At 74.2% G+C, this 13,707-nt stretch carries 10 protein-coding genes; 6 read left to right on the top strand and 4 right to left on the bottom strand.

Annotated elements, in window-relative coordinates; all coding sequences use genetic code 11:
• Window positions 1-33: 33 nt before the first annotated feature.
• Window positions 34-948 (bottom strand): alpha/beta hydrolase, encoded by a 915-nt coding sequence (locus tag ACE4Q9_RS09660; RefSeq protein ID WP_397983827.1) that lies wholly within the window; start codon window positions 946-948, stop codon window positions 34-36.
• Window positions 949-992: 44 nt separating this feature from the next.
• On the opposite strand from ACE4Q9_RS09660, the gene ACE4Q9_RS09655 reads away from it, so the two are divergent.
• Window positions 993-1,469: a MarR family winged helix-turn-helix transcriptional regulator gene (locus ACE4Q9_RS09655; protein WP_397983826.1), complete on the top strand. Its 477-nt coding sequence runs from the start codon at window positions 993-995 to the stop codon at window positions 1,467-1,469.
• A gap of 107 nt (window positions 1,470-1,576) precedes the next feature.
• Here the strand turns inward: ACE4Q9_RS09655 and rpmB are convergent, their stop codons facing one another.
• Window positions 1,577-1,762 carry a 50S ribosomal protein L28 gene (gene rpmB, locus ACE4Q9_RS09650; protein ID WP_004924906.1) on the bottom strand — a complete coding sequence of 62 codons (186 nt, stop codon included), beginning with the start codon at window positions 1,760-1,762 and terminating at the stop codon, window positions 1,577-1,579.
• A gap of 255 nt (window positions 1,763-2,017) precedes the next feature.
• Here rpmB and ACE4Q9_RS09645 point away from each other — a divergent pair, with 255 nt between their 5' ends.
• Entirely contained in the window at window positions 2,018-3,724 is a 1,707-nt protein-coding gene (locus tag ACE4Q9_RS09645; RefSeq protein ID WP_397983825.1) for a DAK2 domain-containing protein, read from the top strand.
• Window positions 3,725-3,975: 251 nt separating this feature from the next.
• Here ACE4Q9_RS09645 and ACE4Q9_RS09640 read toward each other — a convergent pair whose 3' ends face one another.
• Window positions 3,976-6,831: a tetratricopeptide repeat protein gene (locus ACE4Q9_RS09640; protein WP_397983824.1), complete on the bottom strand. Its 2,856-nt coding sequence runs from the start codon at window positions 6,829-6,831 to the stop codon at window positions 3,976-3,978.
• Window positions 6,824-8,659 carry an HSP90 family protein gene (locus tag ACE4Q9_RS09635; protein WP_397987167.1) on the bottom strand — a complete coding sequence of 612 codons (1,836 nt, stop codon included), beginning with the start codon at window positions 8,657-8,659 and terminating at the stop codon, window positions 6,824-6,826. The genes ACE4Q9_RS09640 and ACE4Q9_RS09635 overlap by 8 nt, the downstream gene beginning before the upstream one ends.
• Before the next feature lie 201 nt (window positions 8,660-8,860).
• Between ACE4Q9_RS09635 and recG the strand changes: the two genes are divergently transcribed.
• The 4 genes from recG (at window position 8,861) to ACE4Q9_RS09615 (ending at window position 13,556) form a co-directional block, all read left to right on the top strand.
• Window positions 8,861-11,089, top strand: a complete 2,229-nt coding sequence (gene recG / locus ACE4Q9_RS09630) for an ATP-dependent DNA helicase RecG (protein WP_397983823.1) — start codon at window positions 8,861-8,863, stop codon at window positions 11,087-11,089.
• Window positions 11,090-11,186: 97 nt separating this feature from the next.
• Window positions 11,187-11,774: a 16S rRNA (guanine(966)-N(2))-methyltransferase RsmD gene (gene rsmD, locus ACE4Q9_RS09625; protein ID WP_397983822.1), complete on the top strand. Its 588-nt coding sequence runs from the start codon at window positions 11,187-11,189 to the stop codon at window positions 11,772-11,774.
• Window positions 11,775-11,800: 26 nt separating this feature from the next.
• On the top strand, window positions 11,801-12,280 hold the full coding sequence (coaD, locus tag ACE4Q9_RS09620) for a pantetheine-phosphate adenylyltransferase (protein ID WP_397987166.1): 480 nt from the start codon (window positions 11,801-11,803) through the stop codon (window positions 12,278-12,280).
• A gap of 64 nt (window positions 12,281-12,344) precedes the next feature.
• The gene (locus tag ACE4Q9_RS09615) at window positions 12,345-13,556 is read left to right on the top strand and encodes a cell division initiation protein (RefSeq protein ID WP_397983821.1); all 1,212 of its coding nucleotides are present in this window, start codon (window positions 12,345-12,347) and stop codon (window positions 13,554-13,556) included.
• The last annotated feature ends 151 nt before the right edge of the window (window positions 13,557-13,707 follow it).

Genomic DNA, 13,707 nt, shown 5'->3' with positions numbered 1-13,707 from the left:
CGCGAGCCGAGCCGGGTCCGTGCCCGAGCCGGTTCAGGCCGCCGCCGTGCTCAGGTGACGCAGGCGCTGGTCGAGGAAGAGGACCGCGCGCTCCAGTGCCTCGTCCGCCTCGTCCAGGGAGCCGGCGAACGACTGGAAGACGTGCGGCACATCGGCCGTGACGTCCAGGATCACGTCCACCCCGGCCGCCCTGGCGCGCGCGGCGAGGCGGGTGGAGTCGTCTAGCAGGATCTCGTTGGTGCCCACCTGGAGCAGCATCGGCGGCAGACCACCGAGATCGGCGCAGACGGCCGGGCTGAGCAGGGGCTGACGCGGGTCGGCGCCCGCGAGGTACATCCCCCCGGTGTGTTCGACGGACGCGCGGGTGAAGAACGGGTCGACGCCCGCCTTGGTGTCGATGCTCTCGCCGGTGCGGGTCGCGTCCAGGCCGGGGGAGAACGCCAGGAGCGCGGCGGGCAGCGGCAGACCCGCGTCCCGCGCGGCCAGGCAGGTGGTGACGGCGAGCCCGCCGCCCGCGGAGTCCCCGGCGAACACGACGGCCGACGGGTCGGCGCCGCCGTCGAGGAGGGCGCGGTAGGCGCCGAGCGTGTCCTCGATCGCGGCCGGGAACGGATGCTCGGGGGCCAGCCGGTAGTCCAGCGAGTACGCCGTGCGGCCGGTCCTGGCCACGAGGTGTCCGGTCAGCGCCAGGGAGGTCTCGGGCGAGCCGCTCACCCAGCCGCCGCCGTGGAAGTACAGGATCGTGCCGGCGCGCGGGCGCTCCTGCGGCGCGACGCACAGCGCGGGCCGGGCGCCGAGCACGGTCCGGGTCGTACGGATGCCGTCGGGCACCGGCATCCCGCTCATCAGCGCCTCGAACCCGGCCCGCAGCTCCTCGATCGTCCGGGGCCCCGCGGGGCGCAGTTGCCGCAGCATGGCGTCGATCCGGGCCCGCTGTTCCTTGCTCATGCGTGTGCCCCCCCTCGCTAGTGAATTCCTCTACACTATATGCCGTGGAATATAAAACAACCGGGGACACCGCCGGGCTTCTGGATATCTTCTCCGACCTGGTGCGCTGCGAGACGCGGCTCTACAACGCCCTCAACGACCGGCTCCGCGCGCGGCACGCGATCGTCACCTCGCAGTTCGAGGCCCTGCGCTTCCTGCGCGATCACGAAGGGGCGCGGGTGGCGGATCTCGCGGCGGAGTTCGCGATCGGCGTCGGGGCGACGAGCAAGAGCGTCGACCGGCTGGAGAAACAGGGCTGGGTGGTCCGGACGCCGAACCCGGCCGACCGCCGCTCCTCCCTGCTGGCCCTGACCGGGGAGGGCGCGCGGCTCGTCGCCGCGGCGGAGGAGACGGTCGGCGCGACCCTGGCCGAACTGCTGGGGGATGTGATCGACGCCTCTTCGGCGGCGGCCGTCGCGGTGGCCCTCTCCAGGCTGCGTTCCGCCCTGGAGCGGCGGCAGGTCGGCATGCCGACGGGCTGAGACGAGAGGATGATCCGGCTTCCGGGCATGGCAAAAAGCCGGTCCATCCTGAGATGGACCGGCTCAGTGCAGCGAACCAACAAGTGGCCGCGCGCTCAGCTGTAGCGTCAGCGCGAGACCTTGCCGGCCTTGATGCACGAGGTGCAAGCGTTCACGCGCTTCGGCGTCCCGCCCACCACGGTACGCACACGCTGGATGTTCGGGTTCCAGCGACGGGGCGTACGGCGGTGCGAGTGCGAGATGTTGTTGCCGAAGCCCGGCCCCTTGCCGCAGACGTCGCAGTTGGCAGCCACGGGTCACTCCAAAGACTTCAGATGCACTTACGGATAATCCCGGCATGCCGGGATCGAGATCGTACGACCTGAGATCTGGTTGGCGTTGCCAGGGGGAGAGCCCGATCGGATCGGGCAACCGGAGCAGCATAGCAAGCCTGCTTCGGTACAGCGAAACTACCATGGTCGCGAGGGGTCCCGCCCCGGCCCGCTTCCGGCGGGCACCCCGTCGGGGTCTACGCTGCGACCACGTCAAGCCGGTTCAGGGAGGCGCAGGTGGCGCAGGTGCCGCAGACATTCCTCGATGGTCTCGCGGTGCGCACCTGGTGCGGTCTGGCCCTGCGCGCCCTGGGACGGGCACGCGAGGAGATCGACGCGATCAACGTCTATCCGGTGGCCGACGGCGACACCGGGACCAACCTCTATCTGACCCTGGAGTCCGCCGCGACGGCCGTGGAGGCCGTGTTCGCCGGGTACGAGACGCAGCCCGCCGGTCCCTCTCTCGCGGACGCGGTGCGCGCGATGGCCCACGGGGCGCTCATCGGCGCGCGGGGCAACTCCGGCACGATCCTCGCCCAGCTGCTGCGCGGCATGGCCCAGGTGCTCGCGGCGGACGACGCGGAGCCGCGCTGCGACGGTGCCGCGCTGCGGCTCGCCCTGCGCCGGGCGGCGGACTCCGCCCGGCAGGCCGTGGCGCACCCGGTCGAGGGCACCGTGCTGACGGTCGCCTCGGCCGCGGCCGACGCGGCCGAGCGGGCCGACGGCGACTGCGGGACGGTCGCCCGCGCCGCCCACGAGGGCGCCCGCACGGCCCTGGCGGCGACCCCGGCCCAGCTGGGCGTCCTGGCGCGGGCCGGGGTGGTCGACGCGGGGGGCAGCGGTCTGGTGGCGGTGCTCGGCGCGCTGGTGGAGGCGTGCACGGGGGAGGCGGCACCGGGGGCGGGGGAGGCCGCGGACGCCGTAGCGGTCGGGGGTGTCGTACCTGGACAGACACCGAAACCCGCCTCCGAGGCCGATGCCGGGGCCTGCGCCGCCGAGACGGCCGGGTACGGCGGACCCGGTGGCCCGGCCTACGAGGTGATCTACCTCCTGGAGGCCGACGACACCGCCGTGGCCCGGCTGCGCACCCGCCTCGACGCGCTCGGCGACTCCCTGGTGGTGGTCGGCGGCGACGGGCTGTGGAACGTCCATGTGCACGTGGACGACGCGGGCGCCGCCGTGGAGGCGGGCGTGGAGGCCGGGCGCCCGTACCGGATCAGGATCACGCACTTCGGACTCGGCGACGTGCACACGGGCGGGCCGCGTCCCCCGCGCGAGCGGGCCCAGCGGGCCGTCGTGGCCGTCGTGCCGGGGCAGGGGCTCGCCGAGCTGTACACCGAGGCCGGTGCGACCACGGTGCTCGCGCGCCCCGGCGAGCCGCCCGCCAGCGGGGAGCTGCTGGCGGCGGTGCGGCGGGCCCACGCGCGCGAGGTGGTGCTGCTGCCCAACGACGCCGAGCTGCGCGACACCGCGGCCGCGGCCGCCGAGCAGGCCCGTGCCGAGGGGGTCCGGGTGGCGCTGATCCCGACCCGTTCGGCGGTGCAGGGCATCGCGGCGCTCGCGGTGTCCGAGCCGGGGCGCCGGTTCGACGAGGACGTCGTCCAGATGACCTCGGCCGCGGGCGCCACCCGGTACGCGGAGGTCGTCGTCGCCGAGCACCGGTCCTGGACCACGGCCGGGATCTGCCAGGCCGGCGATGTGCTCGGGCTGATCGACGGCGACGTGGCGGTGATCGGCACGGACGTCACCGCCACCGCGGTCACCGTCCTGGACCGCATGCTCCAGGCCGGTGGCGAACTGGTCACCCTCGTCATGGGCGCCGAGGCCCCCGAGACCGTCGCCGGGCACCTGGAGACCCGCGTACGGGAGTCCTACCTGGCCGTGGACACGGTGGTGTACGACGGCGGCCGCCAGGGAGCGCTGCTGCTCATCGGCGTGGAGTGACCGACCGGACCCCGGCGCACCCTGCGTCCTCCCGGCGCCGCCCTTTCCCGGAGGCCTCGGCTCGGCCGTCTCGTCCGGCGCGCCGCCCCGCCGGCCCGCCCCGGAACTCCGCGCGGCGTGCCCGGCCCGTGTACGGCTCGGCTGCCCCGCGGCACGCCGCTCCCCGGCTCACCCCCGCCTCCTGTGGGCGCACCGGTCCAGGACCACGCCCCCCTGTTCCCCTCGGTGCTCGACGGGCGCCCCGCCCCCGCTCACTCCGCCCTTCGGAGCAGCCGGTTCGCCGCCGCCCGGCGTGCCCGGACCGTGTCGTCCGTGTCGTCCGCGTTCTCGTAGGCGGCCAGTACCGCGCGGGCGTGGGCCGTCGTCTGCGCGGGCCGGCCCAGTTCTGCGGCCAGTTCCGCCGCCGCGAGTTCGGTGCCGGTACGGTCGTGCAGCCCGGCCGCGCCGAGCGAGCCGAACAGCGCGATCGCCCGGTCGAAGGGGGCCGCGTCCGGCTTCCCGGCCTGGGCGAGCAGGTCGCCGAACTGGTGGTGGGTCTGGGCCAGTTCACGGGTCAGCTCGGCCAGGGCGGGGGAGCCCGCCGCGTCCCGCCGCGCGCGCTCGCACACCGCCACGGCCTCGGCCATCAGCGCCCCGGCCGTCTCCGCTTCCGCGTCCTCTCCCAGCGCCAGCCACGCGCGGGCCCGCAGCGAGCGGACCAGGAGCCGGGTGTCGCCGAGGGAGCGCCACAGCTCGCCCGCGCGGGCGTAGGCCCGGCCGGCCTCCGCCGCCAGGCCCGCGTCGGCGAGGGCGTCCGCGGCGAGGTGGGCGAGCGTGGCGTGATCGCGCTGCTCGGGCCAGTGCCGGGCGATGTCGGCGGCCAGCAGCCGCTGCTCGGCCGCCGCCCGGTGCTCGCCCAGCTCCGCCAGACAGTCCCCGAGCCACCAGCGGGCCTGTACGACGGCCCCGTCCCCGTGCGTCCCGGCGCTCAGGTCGGCCAGCGCCGACTCCAGCACCTCGGCCGCCTCCGCGCACCGCCCCCGCCGCAGCAGATATCCGCCGAGCTGCTGCCGCGCCCAGGCCCCCGACGTGCCGGACTCCCCGGCCTCGTCGGCCCAGTGCGCGGCCTGGAGCGCGTGCTCCGCGGCTGCCGCGACGTCCCCCCGCGCGGCCGTCAACTCGGCTATGCGCAGGTGCAGCTGGACCTGCCCCGCCGGTTCCACGTACCGGCCGCCGTGCTCCAGCGCCGCCCGCAGCGCCCGCTCGGCCCCCTCCCGGTCCCCGGCCTCCTCGGCCAGCGCGGCGAGGTGGACCTCGTACTCCACCGCGCACCACGGCAGCCCGGCGCGCACGTACTCCCCGACGGCCCGCCGCAGCAGCTCCGCCGCCCGCGCACCGTCCCCGGCCGCCCCGGCCAGCTCGGCGAGCATGCCCCAGGACTCCGCGATCCGCGCCGCCAGCCGCGCGTCCCGCACCTCCTGCCCCTCGATCAGGCTCAGCACCTCGCGCACGGCGGCGTCCGCCTCCTGCGCGGCACCCGCGCCGGAGCGCGCCCGGTGCATCAGGACGCGGGCCCGGCTCATCAGGACCGACGCGGTCTGCCGCACCCCGGTGGTCCCGGCGGCGTACAGCGCGAGGACCTCCTCGCACAGACCGCTCACCCGGACCAGGGCCGTGTCCCGCTCGCCCCGCAGCGCCCGGAAGCAGGCGCCGCGGGCCCGTGCCGCCAGCGCCTCGCCGGGATCGCCCGCCGCCGCGTACAGTCCGGCCGCCCGCTCGAACAGCTCGGCGCCCTCGGGGCCGCGGGACATCGCCTCGTGGTCGGCGACCAACGCGCGGTCGGCGGGGGAGAGTTCACCGTCGCTCGCGGCGCGCCCCACCGCGGCCCAGGCGTCCAGCGCCTCCGGGCGCAGGGTGTCCGCCAGCCGGTGCGCCTCGGCGAGGAGAGCGGGCAGGGACGGTTCCGCGGCCGGTGCCGGCGGGGGAGCGGCCGGCGGGGCGGCGGGCGCCGGGCGCGCGGTGCGGACGCCCAGCGGGAGCCGGTCCGCCAGCGGCCGCCGGTCCATCCGCGCCCGCGTCCGGTCGCCCACGTACGACGTGCCGTTGCGCGCGTCGAACCGCGCGGCCAGGGCCAGCGCCTCGGTGCGGGCGTGGGCCGCGAGGTCCCGTGCCGTCCAAGCGCGCCCGGCGGGCCCCGGCACCCGCTCGGCGCCGAGGCCCAGCTCGGTCAGGCGCCCGGTCAGCAGCGCCACCACGGCCAGGAAGTCCAGCCGGCTGCGCGGCTGCCCGGTGTCCGTGAAATAGGCGGGCCGCTCGGCCAGCAGCTCAAGGCCACGCGCCTCGTTGCCGCTCAGCGCGCAGAACTCCACGTGCTCGGCGTACGCGCCGCGCATGCTCTCCATGGGCCGCACCAGCCGCAGCCCCCGCAGATGGTGGGCGCGGGCGTCCTCCAGGCGGCCCAGCCGCAGCAGCGGCAGCAGGGACGCGGCGAGCACCGCGTGCGGCTCGTGCGCACAGCTGAACTCGCCCTCCAGCACCGGCCGCCACAGCTCCAGCGCCTCGGCGTCCCGGCCCCGCTCCACCTGCCACAGGCCCTGTCCGTACAGCTCGCAGGCGTGGCAGTCGGCCATCTCGTCCCGGTCGGCGGCCAGCCACGCGGCGTACGCCCGCTCCGCCCGCGCCAGGTCCCCGACGTGCGCGGCCACGCTGAACTCGGCGCCACGCACGGCCCGTTCGGAGTACCCGGCGAGCCGGTAGCGGTGCTCCATCTCGCCCAGCCACTTCTCGATCGAGGCGAGCGGGATGTGCGGCTGGTCCAGCATGCCCGCCGACATCCACTTGAAGACCCAGTGCAGCGACCGCGTCTCGTACGCGTCGAAGTCCTCGGGGCGCTCGTCCCACATGCGCAGCAGCCGCGCGAAGGGGACGAACATCTTGTCCTTCTCGGAGCTGTAGTTGTAGACGCTCAACTGGTGCCCGAGCGCCTCGATCACGGCCAGCGGAACGTTCAAGCTCTCGGCCGCCGCCAGCAGTCGCTCCGCGCGGGCGTTGCGGGCCGGGCCCTCGGGCTGCCCGGCGTTCTCCGCCATCTCCCGGCGCAGTCCCGCCAGGTCGGTGATCTCAGTCATCGGCCGTCCCCCGCGTCGCCCACTCCAGCAGATCGATGAACGCCCGGTTCAGCAGCGCGGAGTCCGCGGGCCGCAGCGGGCGCTGCGCCCTCAGCAGCGCCTGTCCGTACAGCGACTCGACCGCGGTGCCGATCAGTTCCGGATCGCCGAGCGAACTCACCCTGCGGATCAGCGGGTTGAGATGGTTGAGCACCAGCCGGGCGCGCGGCGCGCTGCCGCGCAGCGAACCCAGGATGCCCGCCCACAGCTCGTCGGCCTGCTCCTCGGCCGCCGCGCGAGCCTGCTCGTGCCGCGCCGACCGGTCGTCCAGGTGCAGCGCGGGCACCGACAGCGGATGGAAGGCGCGCAGCACCACATCGCAGCCCAGCGGGTCCAGCTTCGCCCGCGCCGCCGCCAGGAACCCGGTGAGCGCCAGCTCCACGCCCGGATCGACGCCGTCCAGGTGCGCGGTCACGGTGTCCGCGTCCAGCTCGGCGACCACCGTGCCCGGCCGCACCGACGGCAGCGCCTCGATCAGCTCGCTGTCGTACGTGTAACCGCCGTTGACCACGCCCACGCCCTGCGCCGAGGCGATCGCCGCGACCTGCCGGTACTCCTCCACCCCGCGGGTGAAGTGCACCACCGGGTGCCGGCGCGCGAACTCCTCCAGCGACACCTGCCCGTCGGTCGTCTCGAACGGCAGCCACGGCAGCATCGTGCGCAGCATCTCGTGGTCGTGCCGCGCCAGCGACTTGACCCCCAGGTGGTGCACGGCGAGGAACGCCGCGAGCCGCTCCGGGTCACCCGCCGCGAGCCCGGTCAGCCAGCCGCGGATCCGCTCGCCGAGGGCGTCCCGCACGGCGGCCAGCGTCTCGTCCTCGTACAGCGACTCGCGCGAGGCGGTGGGCCGCAGGCTGTCCGTGTCCAGCACACAGCGCACGAAGAACGCCCAGTCGGGCAGCAGCTGTTCGGCCCGCTCGGTCAGCAGCATGCCCTTGAGATGCACCCGGTGCGTCGCCCGCTGCGCCGGGCTCACCGCCGATGGCAGCACATAGGCCACCCCGCGGACCCCGGCCAGCGGCACGGCCAGGTCGATCGAGTCCAGCGGCGCGAACCCGAACTGCTCCTGGCAGTGCCGGGCCAGCGCCACCCGGCGCGCGCCGGGGCTCGGATACGACCGGTCCCAGGGCGCGGGCAGCTCGCCGATCCGCTCCTCGCCGACCCGGACGTCGTAAGGCAGCAGCGCGCCGAAGTCGCGGGCCAGCGCGCGCACCCGCTCGGGCGCGAGCCACTCGGCGGCGCCGGGCCGGGGCGTCAGCTGCACCGTCGTACCGGGCTCGGGACGCGCCGCGTCGGGCAGCGTCCGCACGGTGTACGAGCCGTCGTCGCACGCCGTCCACTCCACCGGGGGCGCGCCGGGGGTGCGGGCGCTGCGGCTGACCACGCGGATCCGCTCGGCGACGAGGAAACAGGCGAGCAGACCGATGCCGAACTGGCCGAGGAAGCCGGAGCGGGCCTCCTGGAGTCCCTCGGCGCGCTTGGAGCTGCGCCCGATGGTCGCCAGCAGCTCGTGCACGTCCGACTCGGTGAGCCCGATGCCGCTGTCCTCCACGCGCAGGCCGCCGTCCGCCGGGTGCAGCCGCACCTGTGCCGGGGCGTCGGGCGCGAGGGCCCGCCGGGCGGTGACGGCGTCCACGGCGTTCTGGAGCAGCTCGCGCAGGTAGACCTTCGGGCTGGAGTAGAGGTGATGGGAGAGCAGGTCGACAAGACCGCGCAGATCGACCTGGAACGTGTGCGGGGGGAGAGGCGACTGGGAGGACTGGGATGACTGTGAGGTCTGGGAATCCATCGTCACTGCGCCGGAAGGGGAGGACCCGGCGCCGGGTCGGGCGGTCCCGCAGCAGGGGGCGGTGACCGCGAAGGATGGCCGGAGCGCGCCATCCTAGGCCCGGAACCGCCGCGCGGACCAGGGCTTTCCCGGATCGGTACGACAGTATGGACCGGACCCGCCCGGCGGGCGTCTGCGGCATTGTCAGTGCGGTGGTGTGCAATGGATCCCGTGCCCGCACTGGAAGAACCACTGAAACAGCCACTGAAGTCAGTGCTCGGCCCCGCCACCGCGAAGGTGATGGCCGAGCACCTCGGCCTGCACACCGTCGGCGACCTCTTGCACCACTACCCGCGCAGGTACGAGGAGCGCGGCCAGCTCACCCACCTCGCCGACCTCCCCATGGACGAGCATGTGACCGTGGTCGCCCAGGTCGCCGACGCCCGCCTGCACTCCTTCGCCTCCTCCCGTGCGCCCCGCGGCAAGGGCCAGCGCCTGGAGGTCACCATCACCGACGGCAGCGGCCGCCTCCAGCTGGTCTTCTTCGGCAACGGCGTGCACAAACCGCACAAGGACCTGCTGCCGGGCACCCGCGCGATGTTCGCCGGCAAGGTCTCCGTCTTCAACCACCGCCTCCAGCTCGCCCACCCGGCCTACGAGTTGCTGAAGGGCGACGGCGAGGAGACCGCCGAGACCTGGGCGGGCGCGCTGATCCCGCTCTACCCGGCCACCGCCAAACTGGAGTCCTGGAAGATCGGCAAGGCGGTGCAGACCGTCCTGCCCGCCGCCCAGGAGGCCGTGGACCCGCTGCCGCCCGCCCTGCGCGAGGGCCGCGGGCTGCTCCCGCTCCCCGAGGCCCTGGTCAGGATCCACCGCCCGGCCACCAAGGCCGACATCGCCGCCGCCCGCGCCCGCCTCAAGTGGGACGAGGCCTTCGTCCTCCAGGTCGCCCTCGCCCGCCGCCGGTACGCGGACGCCCAGCTCCCGGCGGTCGCCCGCCACCCCAAGCCCGACGGCCTGCTCACCGCCTTCGACGACCGGCTGCCCTTCACCCTCACCGAGGGCCAGCGGAAGGTCTCCCGCGAGATCTTCGCCGGTCTCGCCACCGAACACCCCATGCACCGGCTGCTCCAGGGCGAGGTCGGCAGCGGCAAGACGCTGGTGGCCCTGCGCGCCATGCTCGCCGTGGTCGACGCGGGCGGGCAGGCCGCGATGCTCGCGCCGACCGAGGTGCTGGCCCAGCAGCACCACCGGTCGATCACCGAGATGATGGGCGACCTCGCCGAGGGCGGCATGCTGGGCGGCACCGAGCACGCCACCAAGGTGGTGCTGCTGACCGGCTCCATGGGCGCCGCCGCCCGCCGCAAGGCCCTGCTGGACCTCGCCACCGGCGAGGCCGGAATCGTCATCGGCACCCACGCCCTGATCGAGGACAAGGTGCAGTTCCACGACCTCGGCCTGGTCGTCGTCGACGAACAGCACCGCTTCGGCGTGGAACAGCGCGACGCCCTGCGCGGCAAGGGCAAGCAGCCCCCGCACCTCCTCGTCATGACGGCCACCCCGATCCCGCGCACGGTCGCCATGACCGTCTTCGGCGACCTGGAGACCTCCGTCCTCGACCAACTCCCGGCGGGCCGCTCCCCGATCGCCAGCCATGTCGTCCCGGCCGCCGACAAGCCCCACTTCCTGGCCCGCGCCTGGGAGCGGGTGCGCGAGGAGGCGGAGAACGGCCATCAGGCGTACGTCGTCTGCCCCCGGATCGGAGACGACATCGACGAGGCGGCCGACCCGAAGAAGGCGGCCAGGAAGAAGTCCGCCGAGGACGAGGCCGAGAAGCGTCCCCCGCTCGCGGTCCTCGACGTGGCCGGCCAACTCGCCGAGGGCCCTCTCAAGGGCCTGTGCGTCGAGGTGCTGCACGGTCGTATGCACCCCGACGACAAGGACGCGGTGATGCGCCGCTTCGCCGCGGGCGAGACCGACGTCCTGGTCGCCACCACCGTCATCGAGGTGGGCGTGAACGTCCCGAACGCCACCGTGATGGTCATCATGGACGCCGACCGCTTCGGCGTCTCCCAGCTCCACCAACTGCGCGGCCGGGTGGGCCGCGGCTCCGCGCCCGGTCTGTGCCTCCTGGTCACCGAGATGCCCGAGGCCAGCCCCGCCCGCCAGCGGCTGAACGCGGTCGCCGCCACCCTCGACGGCTTCGAACTCTCCCGCATCGACCTCGAACAGCGCCGCGAGGGCGACGTCCTCGGCCAGGCCCAGTCCGGCGCCCGCTCCAGCCTGCGCGTCCTCGCCGTCATCGAGGACGAGGAGGTCATCGCGGAGGCGAGGGCGGAGGCGATGGCCCTGGTGACGGCGGACCCGGAGCTGGAGCGGCTGCCGGGCCTGCGGACCGCCCTGGACGCGCTGCTGGACGAGGAGAGGGAGCAGTACCTGGAGAAGGGCTGAGGGGTAACGCGCCCGCGGGGGCGCGGGGTACCGCGCGCGGCCACGACGAACGGCCTGCCAGACTGACTACGCAATCACCCCCGGACAAGGAACGAAAATGACCCGCGTGATCGCCGGCAAGGCAGGCGGACGCCGCCTCTGCGTACCGCCCGGCACAGGGACCCGGCCGACCTCCGACCGCGCACGCGAAGGTCTCTTCTCCACCTGGCAGTCCCTCCTGGGCGGCCCCCTGCGCGGCGAACGCGTCCTCGACCTCTACGCCGGCTCCGGCGCCGTCGGCCTGGAAGCCCTCTCCCGCGGCGCGGGCCACACCCTCCTCGTCGAGGCCGACGCCCGCGCCGCGCGGACCGTCCGGGAGAACGTGAAGAACCTCGGCCTGCCCGGCGCGGAGGTCAGAGCGGGCAAAGCGGAACAAGTCATCCGCACCGCGCCCCCCGCCGCCCCGTACGACCTGGTCTTCCTCGATCCCCCCTACGCCGTCACCGACGACGATCTCCGGGAGATTCTGCTCACACTCCGCTCGGAGGGGTGGCTCGCGGAGGACGCGCTGGTCACCGTGGAGCGCAGCACCAGAGGCGGCGAATTCCGGTGGCCGGACGGCTTCGAGGCGATCCGGTCCCGTCGTTACGGCGAGGGAACGTTTTGGTACGGTCGCGCCGCCTCTACGTGCGAAGACGCACGATGACCGGACCGGAGAGCGAGGGATCTCAAGTGCGCCGCGCCGTCTGTCCCGGGTCATTCGACCCGATCACCAACGGACATCTCGACATCATCGCCCGAGCCTCCCGGCTGTACGACGAGGTCTACGTCGCGGTGATGATCAACCAGACCAAGAAGGGCCTGTTCGAGGTCGACGAGCGGGTCGGGCTGATCCGCGAGGTCACCGCCGAGTACGCCAACGTACGGGTCGAGACCCACCACGGCCTCCTCGTGGACTACTGCAAGCAGCGCGACATCCCCGCCATCGTCAAGGGCCTGCGCGCCGTCAGCGACTTCGACTACGAGCTCCAGATGGCCCAGATGAACAACGGCCTCACCGGCGTCGAGACGCTGTTCGTGCCGACCAACCCCACCTACAGCTTCCTGTCCTCCTCGCTCGTCAAGGAGGTCGCGGCCTGGGGCGGCGACGTCTCCCACCTGGTCCCGCCGCAGGTCCTCGACGCCCTCAACAGGCGGCTGCGCAAGGACTGATGGGACGTGGGGCTACAGTCGTCCCGTCCGTCTCCGATCCGGCTGTAGGAAGTGGCGAGCACAGGTGGACGTGCAGAAGAAGCTCGACGAGATCGTCTCCGCGGTCGCCGGCGCGCGGGCCATGCCCATGTCGGCGTCCTGTGTGATCAACCGCGCCGAGCTGCTCGCGATGCTGGAAGAGGTGCGCCAGGCGCTGCCCGGCTCCCTCGCGCAGGCGCAGGAGCTGATCGGCGACCGGGAGCAGATGGTCGAGGAGGCCCGCCGGGAGGCCGAGCGGATCATCGAGACCGCGCACGCCGAGCGCGGCTCGCTGGTCGCGGGCACCGAGATCGCCCGCCGCTCCCAGGCCGAGGCCGACCGGATCCTCACCGAGGCCCGCCAGGAGGCCGAGGAGATCCGCGCCGAGGCCGACGACTACGTCGACTCCAAGCTCGCCAACTTCGAGGTCGTCCTCACCAAGACCCTCGGCTCGGTCGGCCGCGGCCGCGAGAAGCTCCTCGGCACCGGTCCTGGCCTGGACGAGAACGGCTACGAGGACGAGGACGCGCCCGAGCGCAGCCCCGACCCCGAGATCCTGCGGCACAACGCCGACGCGTACGTGGACACCAAGCTGGGCGCCTTCGAGGCGGTGCTCGCCAAGACCCTGGAGGCGGTCGGCCGCGGCCGGCAGAAGCTGCACGGCCGGATCGCCACCGACGACCTCGGCGCCCTCGCCGACGACACCACGACCTTCCAGCACTCCAGCGACGCCGACTACCTCGCCGACCTGGCCGCCCTCTCGGACACCCCCGCCGGACGCCCGGCGGCCCGGCAGGAGCAGCCGTCGTACGAGCCCCGGACGGACCGGACGGGGTACGAACCGGCGGCCGAGCCGTCGTACGAAGCGGAGGGTGAGCCGTCGTACGAAGCGGGGAGTGAGCCGTCGTACGAGCCGCACGCCGAGCCCGCGTACGCGCAGCAGCAGCCGGAGCAGCCGGCGTACGAGCCGGGGCCCGCCTACGGCGCCTACGACCAGCAGCAGGCCGGCTACGGCGGCTTCCCGCAGCAGGGCGGCTACGGCGGGCAGGACCCGTACGGGTACCAGCAGGCCGATCCCTACGGATACCAGGGCGGCTACCCCCAGCAGCCCGCCTACGACGCCCAGCAGCCGCCCCAGGCCCCGCAGCAGCCACAGGCGCAGCAGGACTACGCTCTGGACGAGACCAGCCTCTTCGACACCAGCATGATCAGCGCGGAGCAGCTGCGGGCCTACGAGCAGGGGCGCGGGGGCCGCTGACGGGGCCGGATTGGGCCCTGGGCGCAAGGTCCAGTATCCTGGCCCTTCGGTCGCGCATGCCCTGACACTTCGCGTAGGGAGCAGTCCGCGACCGCCGCCGCCCGGAAACACCGACGGGCGGTGTCCCTCCGAGTTCGCAGATCGAAAGCAG

The sequence above is a fragment of the Streptomyces sp. AM6-12 genome (assembly GCF_044327085.1).
Lineage (GTDB): Bacteria > Actinomycetota > Actinomycetes > Streptomycetales > Streptomycetaceae > Streptomyces.
The sequence above is the reverse complement of the archived record's forward strand: the minus strand, read 5'-3'. Positions and strand labels throughout refer to the sequence as shown.